18 protein-coding genes are annotated in these 16,575 nt (G+C 62.0%); 5 read left to right on the top strand and 13 right to left on the bottom strand.

Annotated features, from left to right (window positions below; translation table 11 throughout):
• Window positions 1-11 precede the first annotated feature (11 nt).
• From FBZ93_RS38660 to FBZ93_RS38630, 7 genes are all read right to left on the bottom strand, one after another.
• Window positions 12-221, bottom strand: coding sequence for a twin-arginine translocation signal domain-containing protein (locus FBZ93_RS38660; protein ID WP_074128267.1), 210 nt, complete (start codon window positions 219-221; stop codon window positions 12-14).
• 28 nt (window positions 222-249) lie between these two features.
• A complete protein-coding gene (locus FBZ93_RS38655; RefSeq protein WP_146992903.1) occupies window positions 250-1,029 on the bottom strand; it encodes a molecular chaperone TorD family protein in 780 nt (259 codons plus the stop codon).
• A 113-nt stretch (window positions 1,030-1,142) separates the two neighbouring features.
• The gene (locus tag FBZ93_RS38650) at window positions 1,143-1,799 is read right to left on the bottom strand and encodes a DUF3306 domain-containing protein (RefSeq protein ID WP_146992901.1); all 657 of its coding nucleotides are present in this window, start codon (window positions 1,797-1,799) and stop codon (window positions 1,143-1,145) included.
• The gene (locus tag FBZ93_RS38645; protein WP_074128270.1) at window positions 1,796-2,311 is read right to left on the bottom strand and encodes a DUF3305 domain-containing protein; all 516 of its coding nucleotides are present in this window, start codon (window positions 2,309-2,311) and stop codon (window positions 1,796-1,798) included. Before FBZ93_RS38645 ends, FBZ93_RS38650 begins: the two co-directional genes overlap by 4 nt.
• Complete coding sequence (locus tag FBZ93_RS38640) at window positions 2,308-3,315, bottom strand: DUF6352 family protein (RefSeq protein ID WP_146992899.1); 1,008 nt, start codon at window positions 3,313-3,315, stop codon at window positions 2,308-2,310. Before FBZ93_RS38640 ends, FBZ93_RS38645 begins: the two co-directional genes overlap by 4 nt.
• Entirely contained in the window at window positions 3,312-3,851 is a 540-nt protein-coding gene (locus FBZ93_RS38635; protein WP_146992898.1) for a DUF6505 family protein, read from the bottom strand. The genes FBZ93_RS38640 and FBZ93_RS38635 overlap by 4 nt, the downstream gene beginning before the upstream one ends.
• On the bottom strand, window positions 3,848-4,555 hold the full coding sequence (locus FBZ93_RS38630; RefSeq protein WP_146992965.1) for a biotin/lipoate--protein ligase family protein: 708 nt from the start codon (window positions 4,553-4,555) through the stop codon (window positions 3,848-3,850). The genes FBZ93_RS38635 and FBZ93_RS38630 overlap by 4 nt, the downstream gene beginning before the upstream one ends.
• A gap of 210 nt (window positions 4,556-4,765) precedes the next feature.
• Between FBZ93_RS38630 and FBZ93_RS38625 the strand changes: the two genes are divergently transcribed.
• Window positions 4,766-6,736: a 4Fe-4S binding protein gene (locus FBZ93_RS38625; protein ID WP_146992963.1), complete on the top strand. Its 1,971-nt coding sequence runs from the start codon at window positions 4,766-4,768 to the stop codon at window positions 6,734-6,736.
• A 112-nt stretch (window positions 6,737-6,848) separates the two neighbouring features.
• The gene (locus FBZ93_RS38620; protein ID WP_146992961.1) at window positions 6,849-7,091 is read left to right on the top strand and encodes a hypothetical protein; all 243 of its coding nucleotides are present in this window, start codon (window positions 6,849-6,851) and stop codon (window positions 7,089-7,091) included.
• Between the two features lie 17 nt (window positions 7,092-7,108).
• On the opposite strand, the gene FBZ93_RS38615 is transcribed toward FBZ93_RS38620, so the two are convergent.
• Entirely contained in the window at window positions 7,109-8,398 is a 1,290-nt protein-coding gene (locus tag FBZ93_RS38615; RefSeq protein WP_146992896.1) for a c-type cytochrome, read from the bottom strand.
• A gap of 163 nt (window positions 8,399-8,561) precedes the next feature.
• Between FBZ93_RS38615 and FBZ93_RS38610 the strand changes: the two genes are divergently transcribed.
• The gene (locus FBZ93_RS38610) at window positions 8,562-8,801 is read left to right on the top strand and encodes a hypothetical protein (RefSeq protein ID WP_146992894.1); all 240 of its coding nucleotides are present in this window, start codon (window positions 8,562-8,564) and stop codon (window positions 8,799-8,801) included.
• A gap of 17 nt (window positions 8,802-8,818) precedes the next feature.
• Here FBZ93_RS38610 and FBZ93_RS38605 read toward each other — a convergent pair whose 3' ends face one another.
• Window positions 8,819-9,037, bottom strand: a complete 219-nt coding sequence (locus FBZ93_RS38605; RefSeq protein WP_146992892.1) for a hypothetical protein — start codon at window positions 9,035-9,037, stop codon at window positions 8,819-8,821.
• Window positions 9,038-9,292: 255 nt separating this feature from the next.
• Between FBZ93_RS38605 and FBZ93_RS38600 the strand changes: the two genes are divergently transcribed.
• Together FBZ93_RS38600 and FBZ93_RS38595 are read left to right on the top strand one after the other, a co-directional pair.
• Window positions 9,293-9,721 carry a hypothetical protein gene (locus tag FBZ93_RS38600; protein ID WP_146992890.1) on the top strand — a complete coding sequence of 143 codons (429 nt, stop codon included), beginning with the start codon at window positions 9,293-9,295 and terminating at the stop codon, window positions 9,719-9,721.
• 793 nt (window positions 9,722-10,514) lie between these two features.
• Window positions 10,515-12,440 carry a sigma-54-dependent Fis family transcriptional regulator gene (locus tag FBZ93_RS38595; RefSeq protein WP_146992888.1) on the top strand — a complete coding sequence of 642 codons (1,926 nt, stop codon included), beginning with the start codon at window positions 10,515-10,517 and terminating at the stop codon, window positions 12,438-12,440.
• A gap of 96 nt (window positions 12,441-12,536) precedes the next feature.
• Here FBZ93_RS38595 and FBZ93_RS38590 read toward each other — a convergent pair whose 3' ends face one another.
• The 4 genes from FBZ93_RS38590 to FBZ93_RS38575 all read right to left on the bottom strand — a co-directional run bounded on the left by FBZ93_RS38590 (window position 12,537) and on the right by FBZ93_RS38575 (window position 16,548).
• A complete protein-coding gene (locus tag FBZ93_RS38590) occupies window positions 12,537-14,165 on the bottom strand; it encodes a molecular chaperone GroEL (RefSeq protein WP_146992886.1) in 1,629 nt (542 codons plus the stop codon).
• Between the two features lie 79 nt (window positions 14,166-14,244).
• The gene (locus FBZ93_RS38585) at window positions 14,245-15,033 is read right to left on the bottom strand and encodes a metal-sulfur cluster assembly factor (RefSeq protein ID WP_246667828.1); all 789 of its coding nucleotides are present in this window, start codon (window positions 15,031-15,033) and stop codon (window positions 14,245-14,247) included.
• Between the two features lie 5 nt (window positions 15,034-15,038).
• Window positions 15,039-16,082, bottom strand: coding sequence for an amidohydrolase family protein (locus FBZ93_RS38580; RefSeq protein ID WP_146992883.1), 1,044 nt, complete (start codon window positions 16,080-16,082; stop codon window positions 15,039-15,041).
• A 109-nt stretch (window positions 16,083-16,191) separates the two neighbouring features.
• A complete protein-coding gene (locus FBZ93_RS38575) occupies window positions 16,192-16,548 on the bottom strand; it encodes an MmoB/DmpM family protein (protein ID WP_146992881.1) in 357 nt (118 codons plus the stop codon).
• Window positions 16,549-16,575: the final 27 nt, after the last annotated feature.

Below are 16,575 nucleotides of genomic sequence, written 5' to 3'. Positions count from 1 at the left end.
GGCCGCCTCCCTCAACCAGGGTAACGATTGACGCGGTAATAGGCCTTCACGTGGTCGGTTTCCTTGTATCGCGCCTTGCGTTTCTCATCGTCGGTCTCGCTGTCGGCTTGTGCGGGCGCAATCAAGGGTGTCGCCAGTGTCGCTCCCGCGCCGATGGCGCCGATTCCGGCCTTGCGAAGGAAGTCGCGGCGGCCGGCTGTCGTTTTCCTCTCATCTCTCATCGCGTTACTCCTGGACCAGCGGAGCCGGTCAGTTGGCGAATGTGAAAGCTTCGGCTTCTATTTCCAGAAAGACCCGTCCGAGTGTCCCGACCGATCGGTAGAATCCGGCGTTTTCCGCCTTCTCCATGTCGGCGAACAAGCGTCCCATCCAGAGCGAGACGTGCTTCTCGAAGAAAACACGTTGTGCGTCCGGCGATGGCGTAGGGCTCGCCGCCGCGAGCTCCGCCATGATCTCGCACAACGTCCCCGCGTGATCCTCGGGCTCAAAATTGTTCTCAACCCGCTCGATGCCGAGCAGAGCCAGATCGTCGCGCAGGCGCGACAACGGACGTTCGTTGAGAAAGCCGGTCAGGTAATAGGACGCGTAAGGCAGCAACTCGCCACGGCCGAGACCGACGAACAGATCGAAATATTCGCGCTCGACCTCGGACACGACGGCGACCGATGCAGCATCGGCAAGAGCTGCATGGGCGCGCCCCAGCGGGGTCGCATCGCCCTTCAGCTGCGCGATCTGCTCAAGCAATGCGGCCGATGGCGCGGACCAAAGCAAGTTTGCAAGCAGCGCATATTCCCGGGCGCGCGCGGCATCGATCGGATCAACCGCGTCGCCAACCACGACGGGCTCGCTGTAGAGATCGGGGCGAAGCAGCGTGCGGGGAATGCCCGTTACGGCCTCGACCGCGATCACGCGTTGCGCAGGCACCCTGTTCCAGTTCGACACTGAAGGCTGGGCAATACCGATCTTACGGGCAAGCTCGGCCACGCCGCCCGCTGCATCAATTGCGCGTTCAAGTCCCGCATCGCGCACGCCGACCTCCCATTCCAGGGGTCAAATTGCGTTTGCGGACGAAAGATTACGGCGCGCGCCGGGAAGCGGTCAATCAACTGCTATAGCTTGAGGCTATCGCATTTAGTCGCAGCCTACCGGGGCAGCGCCCCGCCATGTGTGCGGCGCGGAACGGCAGTCTCATCGCTCGCAGCAACCGGTTGCGGTGCAGCAGAATCCGGCGGCAATTCCTCGACCGGGCGCTCCGAGAGCTGTTGAGGACTCATGATTGTCTTCACCGGGTTGGATGACGGCGCAAGATCGGGCGGCAGATGAACCGATTGCGCTCCCGCTTCGGCGGCCCCCGTTTGCGGGTTGGCGAGGCTTTTGGCAGCCTCTGCCACATCCCCGACGATGCGACGGACAAGCGCGCCAACCTGCTCGGCTGAATAGTCTAATGGGCCGAAACCCGCCATGGCGTTCGGGTCGTTGAAGTCCCAGGCGTTCTCCGCCAACCCCACGAAATCGCGGATGGCGGGATCGGCACTCCAGGCACGACGAAGCGCCGCCCGGCTCAACTCCTGCGGAATGCCTTTGCGCAGGAAGGCCGTGATGTCAGTGGCGGCATCAATCGATTCAATGGGAGGCAATGTCGAAAGATCCGGCTGGGGGAGATCCGGGACCGCCGGCGCGGGGTTTGCCGGCGCCGGCGCGTGCGCCTCGACCGCTTCTTCCGGCGCCGGTTGGACCTGGTCGGGCTTCGCCTCCTGCTTGCGACGCGACCAGCGCGCCAGGAAATGCTCGTCACTCATTCGTGCCCACCTTCGTGGTGACGCCGCGCAAGCGCCTCCGGATCGGCGCGTCGCCGCTCGCGCTTGACGAACTCCGTCTCGACGTGGTGCTGCGCGATGAAATTTTCAATCGCCTGACGTAGCACCTCCGGCATCGGCACCGCCTCGACCAGATTGGCACCGGCTTCGGTGAATGCCTCCCCTTCCGCGGGATCCGCGGTGACTGCCGAAACGACATAGGGCCAGGCGCCCTCGGAAGGAGTCAGTATAATCCAGACACTGGGATCACCGCTGGCGAGATTGTCGCGGTAGCGCGCTGCTTCCGAACGATAGAGATCGACCATCGCGCTCCCGGCATAAAACAGCGTCGTTCCCCCCTGCTCCCGTAGGACGGTCCACGGCGTCATGTCAGGCTCATCCGGCAACACGCCGGTGCCACGCCAGACGAAATCGGTCCACGGGGATTCCGCGCTTGCCCGCTCAACCACGACGCCGAGCGGAATGCGCAACAACGGCAGGGCGGCGGAACTCACGTCATGGCCTCCAGGTGCTTGATCGGCAGCCCCGTCAACAGATTTTGCGGTTTCACCCGCACAACCTGATCGGGGCTCATTGCCAGTATCAGATAGACGCCCTCGCGCCTGACGGCGTCGACGACCAGATGCGCATCGGCGAAAGTCACCCGGAACAACGCCAGCACGCGTGCCATCGTTCGGTCATCGAGCGTCTCGCCATGCCACAGCCGGTCGCCGATCCCTGTGGCTTCGGCATCGAGCCCGACATACCAGGCGAGCTTCGCATCGCGCAGGGCGGCGAGCGGCTCAATTGCGACGTCGACCCCGAGCAAATGAGAAATCCAGAGTTTCATGACGTCCGCCAGCGCAGCCGGCCCCCGCGTTCCGCTGCCCAAGTCGAGCGCAAGATCGAACTGATCGCTGCGATGCCAGTAGCTGTCGGCATTCGCATCGCCCAAGACGTCGACCCCCGCTCCGGTCGCGCCCCCCAACATGGAGATCAGCGACAACACCGGCGTCGGACTGGCTCCGCCTATGACTTCTTCGTCACCCAGCAGCAACGAATGCTCGTGCGGAATAATGCGCTGAGGCCGGAAGAACAGCTCGGCCGCGCGCAGCACGAACGGGTCCTCACAGCCATCGAGTGCGTTGCGCAGGATGACGTGCACGAGCTGGTTCAGGAACAGGGGTGGCAGGTTGATCGATCCTGAACGAACCAGTGCAAGATATGCCGCCTCCAAGGTAGGTTCACGTAGCAAGAGGTCGCGGAATGCCAGTACGAAGCGCCAATTCTCCCGGGCATCCCCATCGACGATCGCGGCAACCTCTTCCCCGGCAACCGCCCGACGCGGATCGGCGAGCAAATCCCGATGCAGCCTGCGTTCGATCTCGCAGGCATCGTCCGGCGGCATCAACTCGGGACGAGCGAAATAGGCCTTCAGCAGCTGTTCGGTCGCCACGAGCCTGCCGCCCGCATCTCGATCGAGCAAGTGATGGCCGCAAGCGATCCAGAAGTCCCTCATCGCCGTGACGGCTCCGCGCTGATATTCGCAAGATTGAGATTGCTGTCGGGCTCGATGTCATCCTCAACTTCCATGAACGAGAACGCATTGCCGTGACGCTGCCCCTCGCGCAGTTGCAACCTGCGGAATGACTCACGGACCTCGCCATCACTCGCCGAGCGGTGAACGGCGATCAGCGCGCTGATTGGATGGGAGCAGAGGGACTGCGCAAAGGCGACCTCTTCCGCCGCGGCAAGGTGCGCAGCAGCAAGATCCGGCGCGCCGAACTGTTCTACCAACCGTTTTGCAAGAAGCTCCACCAACGCGCGGCGGTCGTCCTCTGTCGCAGGGACGATTTGCGCCAGCGTCGACCAGCCCCAGGACTGCACGCCAAGAAAGCCGCTGCGAAACGCTGAACGGGCCTTGCCGCCCAGCTTCGCGGGATCCTGATCGCAAAAGCGGAACGCGCCTGAAACCGCCCAATCTCCCGGCTCCGCGGCCACGTCGAATACGAACCTGTCGGACGGATCGAGCGCGATGGTGCGCAAGAGTTTCACAGGCGCGCCCCTCCGAGGTTTGGATCGAGCCATGAGGGAGACAGCAAGCCTTTTCTCAGGTCCTGCCGGACGGTCACTTCTGACCCGATCCGGCGGGTGATGAGGTCGCCATTGTCAGCGATCGCATGCGCGACCTGCGGCTCACGCGACAACCGCCCCAGGAATTCACGTGCGATACGGTCGAATCCATCGGTTTGCCAGCCGTCCAGTGCGCGCATCAGATGCCGCGCAAAGCTTTCCGTGACCTGAACCGCTCCGCTCTCGCCGAACCCCTCCTGATCCAGTGCGGTAGCGAGCGGATACAGGCCAGCTTCCGCGTCGGTCATCGCAACAGTCCGGATCATGGCGCCGAACACCAGCCAGCGCGGAGGCTTGTCCTCCTTCGCTGATGGCGGCCAGCCAAGCCGTCCACCGCCAACAAGGCCACCGTCGACACGGACCGTGTCGGGCCAGTCGATCGCGATCGCCTTGTTCGGCGGTGCGTAGGCACGCAAGGCATCGGTCAGCGCCACCATCCCCGCGTAGAAAGCGCGGCGCGCGGTGTGCAAGGGCTCGCTCGGTTCGAGCACGACTGCGAATTCGGCCAGATCGAACCGCCCCACATAGGTCAGTGTACCTGCCCCACTCGCCTTTGCGATATCGGTTGCGTGAGCAAAGGCGTCACGACTTTCGCGCAGCCTCACCAGCGTGAATGGCGGAGGCAGATTGATGGGCTCCGAAACCGCGGAGCGCCTGGGGGCTGTCGGTGTCAGTCGGACCTCCAGCTTCCTTTTCCTTTCTCGTGAGAATAACTTAATCGAGCAGAAGGATTGACGCGAGTCTGCTCGTGATCGTTCCCTGCCTCTCGGTGAGGTAAGCGGCTGCGCATGTCCGAACCGCCAAAAGCGATCCTGATCTGCTCGTGCGAGGACACGATGCGTCTCGATACGGGCGCGATCAGGCGTGGATGCCGCAAAAGCGAAATCACCGGATTCCGTCAGCTCTGCCGTGCTGAGCTCGACTATTTTCGCAACGCGGCGAAGGCCGATGGACCACTCATCGTCGGCTGCACCCAGGAGGCGGCGCTGTTTGGCGAGGAAGCGAAGGAGCGTGCCGGGACGATGGAATTCGTCAACCTTCGGGAGACGGCCGGCTGGTCGACGGAGGGAGCGAAGGCAGGCCCAAAAATGGCAGCTCTGCTTGCAGCGGCGTCGGAGGCTATGCCGGATTTTCCGTTTGTCACCCTGTCGAGCGGAGGGGTGGTCCTGATCTACGGCCGCGACGAAGCGGCAATTGAAGCTGGCCGACTGCTTGCCGAGCATCTCGACGTGACGGTCATGGTCACAAGGCCGGCGCAGATCATGCCGCCGGCAACGACGTCGTTTCCCATCGTCCAGGGAGCGATCCGCAACGCCAGGGGCTATCTGGGAGCGTTCGAGCTGACGGTCGATGACTATGCGGCCCCGCGCCCCTCCTCGCGCAACGCGCTTGTCTTCGAAGCTCCGCGCAACGGCCTGACATCGCGCTGCGACATCGTCCTCGATCTCTCCGGCGGAACGCCGCTTTTCCCGGCGCACGAGTTGCGCGACGGCTATCTGCGCGCGGACCCGCGAGATCCGGCTGCGATGCTGCGCGCCGTGCTGAGGGCGCGCGACCTCGTCGGCAGCTTCGACAAGCCCAAATACGTCAATTTCACCCCCGGGATTTGCGTCCATTCGCGCTCGAAATTGACGGGTTGCCATCGATGCCTGGATCTCTGCCCGACCGGAGCGATCACGCCGGATGGCGATCATGTCAGGATCAACGCGGAGGTCTGCGCCGGTTGCGGGCAGTGCGCCGCGGCCTGTCCGACGGGCGCGGCAACTTATGCCCTGCCGCCGGCCGACGCCCTGCTTCACAAATTGCGCGCGATGCTGCTGACCTATCGTGAAGCCGGGGGCTCGAATGCCGTTATCCTGTTTCACGATGGCCAACATGGCACCATGCTCGTTGATGCTCTCGCCCGCTACGGCGATGGGCTTCCCGCCAACGTGCTGCCTTTCACCGTCAACGAGGTGACGCAGGTCGGCCTCGAAGCGATTGCCGCATCCTTTGCCTATGGCGCGGCAGCAATCCGTTTTCTGTTGCGGGCTAAGCTGCGGCACGACATCTCCGGCCTTCGACAAACCATAGAGATGGCTGATGCCATTGTTTCCGGGCTTGGCTTTTCGGGCAAGCGCGTCTCGACGATCGAAACAGACGATCCAGATGTGCTGGGGGGCGTGCTGCGGGCCATCGAATCCGCGTCGGCCGTGGAGACGCCTGCAACCTTCAAGACGATAGGCAAACGACGCGACCTGCTTCGTTTGGCTCTTCACGAACTGCATCGCGTCGCGCCTGCGCCCACTGACGTGATCGCTCTGCCAGAGGGCGCACCGCTTGGAGCGATCAATGTCAACGTGGACGGTTGCACCCTGTGCCTGGCTTGCGTCTCGGCCTGCCCCACCGGCGCCCTCCGCGACGATCCCGAGCGTCCCGTGCTCAAATTCGTCGAAGATGCCTGCGTGCAGTGCGGATTGTGCCAGAGCACCTGCCCGGAAAAGGTCATCACCTTGAAGCCGCAGATCGACTTCCGCGCCGCCACCGCACCTGCCCGGATCATCAGGGAAGAAGAGCCGGCGCTTTGCATCCGCTGCGGCACGCCCTTCGGCGTGAAAAGCACCATCGAGAAGATCGCGGCGAAGCTCGAGGGCCGGCACTGGATGTATCCCGCGGGCGACAAGCGGCTGGACGTGGTCAGGATGTGCGCCGACTGCCGCGTCGTCGTCATGAGCGAGCAGCAGTTCGATCCGTTCAACGACGTTCCGGAACGCGCCCCGCCCCGGACGACGGATGATTATTTGCGCCAGCGAGAAAACAAGGATTAGCCGGAGATCACGAACAAGTAATCAATCGATAAGCAACAATGGGGAGTGCATTATGTTTCGTTGCACGAACGCAAGATTCTTCGTGACCGCGTTGTTTGTTGGTACCATTGCAATGCAGGCTGTACCGGCCGAGGCTGCCGTATCAAAGGCCGACAAGGCCGTCCTCAAGCGGGCGATCGTGGCCTGCAAGGCGGAAGCGAAGGGCAAGAAGATCAAGTGGCTCTCGCGCCGGAAATACGTCAACAATTGCGTCACGGAGGCAATGAAGGACCATCCCAACATGGACGTCTCCGCCATGCTCAAGAACCGTCCGAATTTGACGGATCTTCCGGTCGAGCGATGGCCCGGGTATTAGACCTTCGCCAAGATGCGTCATTTCGATGTCGCGCGCCCGAGAAAATCGGTTAGCGCTTTGCGATCCTCCGCAGATCCAATCCGCTGCTCCGGCATTTTTGTGCCGGGCGTATAGGTGTTCGGACCGAGTTCGAACAATTTCGACACCGTCTCGGGCGTCCATACGATATTCATGCTCTTGAGAGGGTCCGAGAAGCGATAGCCCGGCAGCGACGCAATCCTGCGCCCATAAAGGCCCGCAAGCGTGGGGCCAGCCCGTTGCGCGTCCTTCTCCGACAGAGTGTGACAGGCAACGCACGCCCTGAACACCTCGGCGCCGTGATCTCCGGCATAGGCGGCAAGCGGATCGCTCGGCGCGGCTTGCGACGGGCCGACGGCAGCGCCGGTCCGCGCGTTCCAACGCCGGACCTTGCCGTCGGCGCCCCCGGTCAGCAATGTCGCGCTGTCCGGCAAGAACGCGACCGACCACACGGGCGAACCGGAATCGGCCAGCGTTTGCGCGATGATCCGCGCTTTGCGATCAATCAAGGCAACGCTGCCGCCAATTCCCGCAGCCGCCACCGACGTGCCGTCCGGAGAGATGGCCAGCGCGACAATAGGCCTCTGCCCAGCTTGCACTTCGCCGCTCTCGTGGGCCTCCATCGTCAGAAAGCGCAGCTTCCCATCGGCACCACCCGCGACGATCTCGCCGTCAGGCGTGACTGCCACGGCGTTGAGGGGTGATCCCAGCGCAATGACGTTTGGAGTGCCGCCCGCCAATGGCCAGATCCTCAGCTCACGATCGTATCCGACACTCACCAGAGATCTTCCATCGGGTGTGAATGCGACGCCGTTGACCTGCTGCGAATGCCCTTCCAGCACCTGCTGCGCGCCATCGCCCAGTGACCAGACGCGAACCGTATGGTCCCAGGAGGCAGAAGCCAGTCTTGCGCCGTCCGGCGAGACGGCGAGTGAAACGATCGGCGCGGTATGGCCCTCGAAAACCTGGTCCGGCTGCTGCCGGCCAAGCGTCCAGATCGCGACCTTCGCATCCGCTCCGGCGGTCACCATTCGCCCGTCCTTGAGGAAGGCAACCGCGTTCACCGCATCCGAATGGAAGCGCAGGACCTGCTCGGCGGATTCTGTCTTGAGCGACCATCGGATTGCGGCGGTGTCGAAGCTGCCCGACAGCAGGCTGTTGCCATCGCCGGAGATCGCAATTGCCCGCACCGGCCCGCCATGACCTGCCAATTGCGCCTGCGCCGACGCAACAAGAAGCGCCAACAGAGCGGCGGTCATGCTCAGTCTGGTGGCTGCTTCATGGGCCATTCGCACTCGCTAGTCTCGTCAACGTTGGCGGCAGTTGCCCGGTTCAATGCTGCATCGCAGGAGGCAACATGCACCTGCTACTCAATGCCGCAACAGTCATTGCCAGCTTGAACCGGATATAGCCTGATCCTATGCTCAGCTGTGACACGTCAAGGATGACGTCATGCAAATACGACAAAAAACGTATCTGCATCTCATCTCTCTATGGCGATTGCTTCGCAATGCGATTTCGCCACACCATGAGGGTGTGCCCGCCGAAGCATCGCCGGAGCTGATCTTTACCGCGATCGTGCTGGCGCTTTTCCTCGCCATTCTGGAAATAGACGCGCATCGAGGCGCACTGCAATCGCTTGGTCTGTTGGCGGGCGATCAACTCGTCCCGGCTGCTTTTTATGGCCCATAAGGCTTGCCGGGTCGTAATCAGTGCTTGTTTTCCCTCGGATACACCAACGACCGATCCTCGAAGTCCTCAGCCGGCAAATTGTCCATGCTGCGGGCGCTTTGCATGTCATGCAATATCGACGTGCTTGCTGCACCGGCACGCCCGGTCGTCAAGCCGGAGTGTGATCGCGGGATGCCAGTCAGAGCAGCAAGCAGACCAACGGCGGCGGTGAGAGAGACAATGATCAGAAGCTTCATGCGAAACCTTCCGCTTTGAAATCCAGAAATATCGCGCAGCGATATCCCGCAGTGCTCTGACTAGCGCCAAGCACGGCACCACGGTGTGAACCGCCTCACAGCTCTCGCGATGTTGAGCTGAGCGCTCGCTGGTTCCCGATCTGGAACCGGAACGGATCACGGGTGAAATGCTCATGCAGTGAAGGCTCGTCGGGAACGGAGGAAAAATCTCTCCGTTACTTCCAGGGGCAGAGCATCCGCAGAAGGATGAAGCCCATGAGGAGCCCCATCATTGTCACCGCACTGGCAATCATGCTTGGCGGCACTGCGCTTTCGTCGGCGCAACAGAATGCGCAGGGCGCGGTTGAACTGAGCGACGGCACCAAGGTGCCGCAGACTCCATCGTTACCGAAGCTCAACCTCTCAAACTCCCAGCGCGAGCAAATTCGCAAGGCCGTGCTGACCGAACACAACGAGGTGGAATTCCGGCTGGCGGCCACCAAATCCGCCAAGGACTTCACACCTGCTGTTGGCGCCAAGCTTCCAAAGGGAGTTAAGGCCCAATCGTTGCCGACGCCGGTTCTCTCGCAAATGCCCGAGCTGCGTGACTACATGTACGTGAAGATGAAGAACCAGGTGCTGATCGTGAACGGCATGACCAGTAAGATCGTTGATATCTTCTCGGAGACGCAGCCACTTTCCTAGCTGAAATGGTGGTGACCTCTGCGCCCCGAGATTCCTCTGGTCGCCGCCGGCAATCATTACCTGAATGTCAGAGCTTGCACCGCAAGGCGGGCGCCGCAAACCTCCGGACGTCAATCTTCGCTGCGACTGCAGATTGGGTTAGCCCCTCGCGATCGACCGAACACCGAGAGCTCCCCTCGTGAGGACCTGCCTCCTCCACGTCACACACCAAGCCAAAAGCAACCGCCGACACTTGCGCTCGATAAATATCTCAACCAGCGATACCGACATTCGCTGCAGGTGCGATTTGACTGACGTAACCGCTGGGTCCTCGGCGCAAGTCAGTTTCGACGACCGATGTCTGCCGGTTGGATACCCGGGATCGCCCGTGTCGATGGCCGAAGATACTAGCGCGCCGCCCAATTCCTGGATGCTGCACCGCACTAGAGCCCGCCCTGGCCCGGGCTTTCGAACAGATCGAGCCGTGGCCCAGCGGAACTTCGATCGCCACCTTTGCTAGAACCATTCAAAATGTATAGGCTGATCTGGTCAACGGGCTTGAGAGAAAGGCCTGGGACGTTGGGGACATGGGACGCTGAAGGGTTGTTTGATCGGAAGGCGCGGTCGTCTTCGCGGCGCGTGCGACGGGTATGGAATCCGATTCAGGCGGCTGCCACGGCGGCCTGGAAGGATCTTACCGTCGAACTTTGCGTGAGCGAACCGGCAGTCGCGGCAAGCAGCCCCCCGCATTCAGGTGAATGATCGCACGGCCCGCATCAGCGGGTCCAGCACCTTTCACGTCGGAGGAGCCGGGATGGACCAACGAGAAGTGCTGGCGGCGTGGGAGAAGTTCGTCGAGCGCGGAGCGTTGTCATCCGACTTGAGATCATCGGTCGCGGCGTCGTGGCAGCGATCCAGGAACCATCACGTCACCGTCGACCGTGCGCGAGCACCGATCGTCGCGGACGCCGAGTTGTTTCGTCATCGCTCCAAATACGCATCGCTCCGTCATGCGGCCCGCTGCGCTCTCGAGAACTCAAAAACATTTCTGCGCGATGCAAACTCAATCATGATCCTCACCGATCCGAGTGGGCTGATCATCGATACGCAGGGCGATGACAGGGTCATTGACGCCGGGCGTGCAGTCCATCTCGAACACGGAGGTCGCTGGAGCGAGGCCGACATCGGCACCAACGCGATTGGCGCCGCGATAGCGGAATCGAACCCTGTCCAAATTCACGGTACAGAGCATTTCTGCTCGGAAGTGCAGCGGTGGACTTGCGCTGCCGTCCCGGTTCATGACCCGACCGATGGCGAACTGCTTGGCGTGGTCGACATCTCGGGCCCTGCAAGCACCTTCAATCCGCAGAGCCTGGCTTTGGCCGTCGCGGTCGGCCATCACGTGGAAAGCGTTCTGGCCCAATCAGTCCGGCAGGAACGCGAGGAGTTGCTGTGCCGCTTTCTCGGCAAGAGATCGCAATGGGCGACCGATGAATGCATCGTGATCGATCGTCGTGGCATGATCCTCCACGCCACCGAGCGTGCTCTGAACGCACTCCAGCATGATCGCCACGGCATTCACAACGACGCGCCAACCCGCTTTTTGAAGACGGTTCCCTTCGACGAGTGGCCGAGCAGACTGAAGGAGCTACTTCCCAACGCGAGCTTCAACTTCGTCGAGAACGAACGCACCGGCATCGGCGCCATCGTGGTGCTGCATGGGCGACGCCGCCCGTTGATCACGCATCGCGACGTCCAGAAATCGAGATCCGAATCTGACGGCCACGAGACCGCGAGCTCATCATCTGCCCGAAAGGATTCCAAGCCGGAACCACGGTCTCTTCAGAGCCCGGCCGCCGGCTTCGTTGCGCGCGACCCTGCGGTCCGAGCCATCGTCCGTCAAGTCGAGACCGCGGCAGCACGCAAGATGCCCATCCTCATCCGCGGCGAGACCGGAACCGGCAAGGAACAGCTTGCCCGCCACGCCCATATGGCGAGTGGGCGAACCGGCGCGTTCGTTCCTGTGAATTGCGCCGCCCTGCCGGAAAGCCTGATCGAGAGCGAGCTGTTTGGCTATGCTGAGGGAGCATTCACCGGTGCGCGGCGCGGCGGCGCGATTGGACTGGTCAAGGAGGCGGACGGCGGCACGCTGTTCCTTGACGAAATCGGCGACATGCCGATCGCGCTGCAGGCGGTGCTTCTACGTCTGCTTGACGACTGGACCGTGCGCCCCGTTGGCGGCGTCAGATCGAAGGTCGATGTATTCCTCATCTCCGCCACCAACGCCAGGCTGGACAAGGCCATCGCCGAAGCCCGGTTCCGATCCGACCTGCTCTACCGTCTCAATACGCTCGAGGTCACTCTGCCGCGGCTCCGGGATCGTAACGACTTTGATGCCATCGTTCGCCATCTGCTCAATACGATCGACCCCAACTGCGAAATCACGCCGACGGACATTGCGCATCTCGCCGCACGTCCCTGGCCTGGCAACGTCCGCGAGCTCCGCAACGTTCTGGCGCGATTCACCCTTGCCGCCGCGGACGGATCTATCAACGAAGCAAGCGCGGAGAACATCGTTCACCCCGCCGGAACGGAATCCGGATCACTTCACGACATCCATCGCGCGCGAATCCTTGTGGTCTATGCCGAGACCGCCGGAAACGTCAGCGAAACCGCGCGCCGTCTCGGCGTCTCAAGAAACACCATCTATCGGGCTCTCGGGCAGAAGAAGCCCGAGTGATGCGACAGTGCCTCGAACCGCTGGATGCTGGGAGTATCGTAGCACGCCCAGCTGTGGGCGGCGCGCCGGTTGCTTCGAACCGATGATCCGTTCCGTTCAAAGCAGCTCAGCACCGCCACCGCGGGCCGGGCCAGCGGTCGGATCGTAATCATCCGGCTTCTTGGCGATCAAGGTCTGCGTCGTCAGGATCAGTCCGGCCACCGATGCCGCATTGCGAACCGCGCTGTAGCAAACCTTGACCGGATCGATGATGCCGGCTTCGACAAGATCGACCGCCGAGCCATTGCGCACGTCAAGCCCGTGGCCATTGCCGGCCTTGGCAATTTTCGCGACTTCCGCCTCGCCGTTCAGGCCGGCATTGGCAGCAATGTAGAACAGCGGCCGGCTGAGCGCGCGTTGCAGCAGCTCGGCGCCCTGCCTGGCACTTCCATCCAGGCGATCGATCAATTCGTCGAGCCTTGCAGCGATCCTAAGCAAGGCCACGCCGCCGCCCGGCACAATGCCTTCTTCGATCGCGGCGCGGGTCGCGTTGATGGCATCCTCGATCAACTGGGTCCGGCGTTTTTGCTCGACCGGCGTCGCGCCGCCGGCGAGAATCATCGCCGTGCCGCCGGACAGTTTTGCGACGCGCTCCTGGAACTTGTCCCGCTCGATATTTTCGGGAGCGGCCTCGTATTGGCGCAACACCTGTTCGCGTCGCGCCGCGATGGCCTTCTGATCGCCGCCGCCCGCCGTGATCAGGGTCTTCGAGGCGGAAATGCGCACCTGGCGCGCGGACCCGAGGTCGTGCAGCTCGGCCTTCTCGAGCCGTCCGCCCAGATCAGCCGAGATGACGCGCCCACCGGTCGCGATCGCAATATCCTCGAGCATCGCCTTGCGCCAATGGCCGAACTCCGGCGGGTGAATCGCGGCGACCTTGAAATTGGATTTCTCCCGACGCGCCAGCAATTGCATGATGACCGATGGCGCCACTTCCTCGGCGATGATCAACAAAGGTCGCCCGCTCTTCTCGATGAGCGAGATCACACCAGCGAGTTGCTCCCCGGTCTGGATCTTGAGATCGGTCATGATGATGAACGGATTGTCGAGAACAACCTGCATTTTCTCGACATCGGTGACCATGTGATGTGAAAGATAGCCACGATCGAAGGCCATGCCTTCAACGATTTCCAGCGTCGTCTCGACCGTGTTGCCGAACTCTACCGCGACGATTCCGTGAGTACCGGCACGCTCGAAGGCTTCGCCCACCATGTCGCCAAGCGCTGTGTCGCTGGCGGCAATGCTCGCAACAGCTCGCAGGCCCGCCGGCCCCTGCAACGGTCTCGCCGACCGTCGTAACGCTGTGATGGTCTCGGTAACCGCCAGTTCCAGCCCTTCAACCAGCTCGACCGGATTGGCGCCGGCTGCCAGGCATTTCAGGCCTTCCTGCACAAGAACATCGGCGAGCACGGTGGCCGTGGTGGTGCCGTCCCCCGCCACCTCATTGGTTTGCGCTGAAACCTCGCGCAACACCTGTGCGCCCATATTCTCGAACGGGCACTCAAGTTCGATTTCGCTGGCAATGCTGACGCCATCGCGCGACACGATCGGCGTGCCGATCGGTCGATCCATGATCGCGTTCATGCCCTTCGGACCTAACGTCCCGCGTACCGCCTTGGCGAGCTTGGCGACGCCCCGGCCCAGCGCGGCCCGCGCAGCTTCATCGTGCAACATGATCTTCGGCATTGTATATCCCCGACTTTGCCTTGAGGTCGTCTGGTCTGGACAGGTTATCGATGCATCGCGCCCGCATCACGGCCCCGTGTTACGTACCCGGCGACGCCGGCATCGTCCTCGATTTCGGTACGAACGGCGTATCGAGGTCGAACCGCGCGGCAAGCAGGCCACGGCACAGCGCGCCGTTGAATTCGGCATTGATGCCGACGCGCCGCAGGCTCGATAGGTATCCGGCAAGGCCGTCGGCTCCTAGCCGCGCTCCGTTGGCGTCGACAAAGGCGAGCCCATCGCCGCTTGCCGGGCCTACGACCGAACGCCGCTCGAGATAGCGCTGAACCAGCTTCTCACCTGCGTCGTCGAGCGGCAGGCAACCCAGCTCCCTCAACGTCAGGCTCACGATCTCCGCTGGCGACAGCCCCAGCCCAACGAGGTGGTTGAGCAGTGCAACCTGCCGGCGCTGGAACGCCTTGACGAGGAATGTCTGACGCAGATCATCGAGGCTGCCATCGGCCTCGGCGCCAAACGTTTCCTGGAACGAACGCCCCTGGGCGAGGCCCGCATTGATCTTGTCGGCATACATGTGCTCGCCCAAGACCACGCTGACACCCTTGACCCAGTCCAACGCGCTGATGGCCCGGCGCATGTCGTCTGCCATCAGGAACGAGAAATTGGCGGCGCACCAATAGGTCGGCAAGCGAAACTCGATGTAGACGCGGTCCTTCGAGTCGACATCGGCCCTGGTCACGAAATTCAACTCAGTGACGGACTCGTCGAGCTCCGGATCCATCACGTCCCGCAAGCAAGCCCATACCTGGGACTGCTTGTCGCCTGACGAGCGGCTTCTCGGCCGCTCCCTCCCCTCGACGCCACGCTTCATGACCATCACCTCGGCGCGTGAACGGCTTCGGGCAAGTGGGCATAGCCGCCGCCGGCCCGGATCTTCTTCTTCTGCGCCTCGACATCGATGCCGTAGATGCGGGCGGCGTTGAGGCCGAGAATCTTCGTCTTGGCCTCCATCGACAACACCGAACCGGTCTCCTTGGTGACGTCGGCCGGGATCTCAAATGCCATGAACTTGTCGATCAGCCATTTCGGCGTCCAGATGCCGTAGTCGCTGCCGTAAAGGATCTTGTCCGGTCCGACCCAGAACAGCAGTTCGGAGATCACATGGGCGAAATACCCGGGCCGCGAATGGATGAAGGGCAGCGCCACCGCGAGACCCGCGTAGACGTTGGTCTCCTGGGTCGCGATCCAGCAGAAATCGTCAAGCCGCGGCAGGCCACAATGCTCGACGATGAAATTCAGGTCCTGGAACGAGGTCGCGACATCATCGATGTCGGCTACATCGAACGCATCCCGATTGAGCGGGATGATCGTCGGCCCCTTGTGGACGTGGATGTTCTTGATGCCAAGCTTTTGCGCAGCCTCGAGATACTGGTAGGACGCCTTGTCGGTCAGCTTGTAGCCCTTCGATTCGCCCCGCCATTCCGCGGTGTAGAGCTTGACGCCCTTGAGCTTGTGCTTCTCGGACAACGCATGAAGATCTTCCAGGCCCTTGGTGCCGTCACGCGGATCGAACGCGCCATTCAGGATGAAGCGGTCCGGATGACTCTTCTTCATCGCCGAGTTTCGCTCGGTGGTATTGAAGCCGTTCTTGTAGAAATCGGTGAGATAGGTCGGCTGCAGGATCGCCATGTCGTCGTAGCCGGTGACGAACAGGTCGTCGAACATCGTCTTGGCGTCGTACTTCTCGAACTTCTCCTTCTCCCATTTCTCCGACGGCGGGCTCAGGTTCGAGTGGTAGGCGTAGAAGCAGTCGATGAACTGCTTGCCGTGGATGTTCTTCTGGTTTGCCGGACTTCCATCCCAGAAATGCGTATGTCCATCGATGACAAAAATCTCTTCACCCTTGGCTGTCCTGTACATAGCGTTTCTCCCGATCCCGCTGGATTGCGTGTTGTTATGAGGCGCGATTGATGTCTTCGAATTAGCCCGGCCGGCGCCGTGCCGGCCAGGGCTTGTTCGCTGGTGGCCGTCAGACGATGTATTTCATCATCTCGTTCATGTCGCCGAACAGCATGACGGTGTTGTCATCCGTCATCACCATGCGGCCGTAGTGCGTCGAGGTCGAGATCTCGAACAGATGCGGGGTCATGACCCGGCCGAGTTCCTCGGAAATCTCGTCCATCTTGAATTCCATCTTGCCGTCGCCGTCGATGCGGATCATCGCAGGCATGTAGGTCACCCTGATATGGTCGTGACGGCTCATCACCTCGGCGATGGCGCGCGCCTCGACGCTATCGTTCATGGTGACGCCGCATTGATGCGACACCGTGTCCTCGAACGTGATGTCCTTCATCGATTTGAAGATGTTGTCATTCTCGTGCAGCATGTCGCTCTCCTGAAGAATTGAGTGAAG

The sequence above is a fragment of the Bradyrhizobium macuxiense genome (genome assembly GCF_007993935.1).
In the GTDB taxonomy this organism is placed as follows: Bacteria; Pseudomonadota; Alphaproteobacteria; order Rhizobiales; family Xanthobacteraceae; genus Bradyrhizobium; species Bradyrhizobium macuxiense_A.
The sequence above is the reverse complement of the archived record's forward strand: the minus strand, read 5'-3'. Positions and strand labels throughout refer to the sequence as shown.

Bases quoted from the DNA above. Each gene is read 5' to 3' on its own strand.
- FBZ93_RS38660 (WP_074128267.1), bottom strand. From the start codon at position 221: ATGAGAGATGAGAGGAAAACGACAGCCGGCCGCCGCGACTTCCTTCGC.
- FBZ93_RS38650 (WP_146992901.1), bottom strand. From the start codon at position 1,799: ATGAGTGACGAGCATTTCCTGGCGCGCTGGTCGCGTCGCAAGCAGGAG.
- FBZ93_RS38640 (WP_146992899.1), bottom strand. From the start codon at position 3,315: ATGAGGGACTTCTGGATCGCTTGCGGCCATCACTTGCTCGATCGAGAT.
- FBZ93_RS38625 (WP_146992963.1), top strand. From the start codon at position 4,766: ATGCGTCTCGATACGGGCGCGATCAGGCGTGGATGCCGCAAAAGCGAA.
- FBZ93_RS38620 (WP_146992961.1), top strand. From the start codon at position 6,849: ATGCAGGCTGTACCGGCCGAGGCTGCCGTATCAAAGGCCGACAAGGCC.
- FBZ93_RS38615 (WP_146992896.1), bottom strand. From the start codon at position 8,398: ATGGCCCATGAAGCAGCCACCAGACTGAGCATGACCGCCGCTCTGTTG.
- FBZ93_RS38610 (WP_146992894.1), top strand. From the start codon at position 8,562: ATGCAAATACGACAAAAAACGTATCTGCATCTCATCTCTCTATGGCGA.
- FBZ93_RS38605 (WP_146992892.1), bottom strand. From the start codon at position 9,037: ATGAAGCTTCTGATCATTGTCTCTCTCACCGCCGCCGTTGGTCTGCTT.
- FBZ93_RS38600 (WP_146992890.1), top strand. From the start codon at position 9,293: ATGAGGAGCCCCATCATTGTCACCGCACTGGCAATCATGCTTGGCGGC.
- FBZ93_RS38595 (WP_146992888.1), top strand. From the start codon at position 10,515: ATGGACCAACGAGAAGTGCTGGCGGCGTGGGAGAAGTTCGTCGAGCGC.
- FBZ93_RS38590 (WP_146992886.1), bottom strand. From the start codon at position 14,165: ATGCCGAAGATCATGTTGCACGATGAAGCTGCGCGGGCCGCGCTGGGC.
- FBZ93_RS38585 (WP_246667828.1), bottom strand. From the start codon at position 15,033: ATGAAGCGTGGCGTCGAGGGGAGGGAGCGGCCGAGAAGCCGCTCGTCA.
- FBZ93_RS38580 (WP_146992883.1), bottom strand. From the start codon at position 16,082: ATGTACAGGACAGCCAAGGGTGAAGAGATTTTTGTCATCGATGGACAT.
- FBZ93_RS38575 (WP_146992881.1), bottom strand. From the start codon at position 16,548: ATGCTGCACGAGAATGACAACATCTTCAAATCGATGAAGGACATCACG.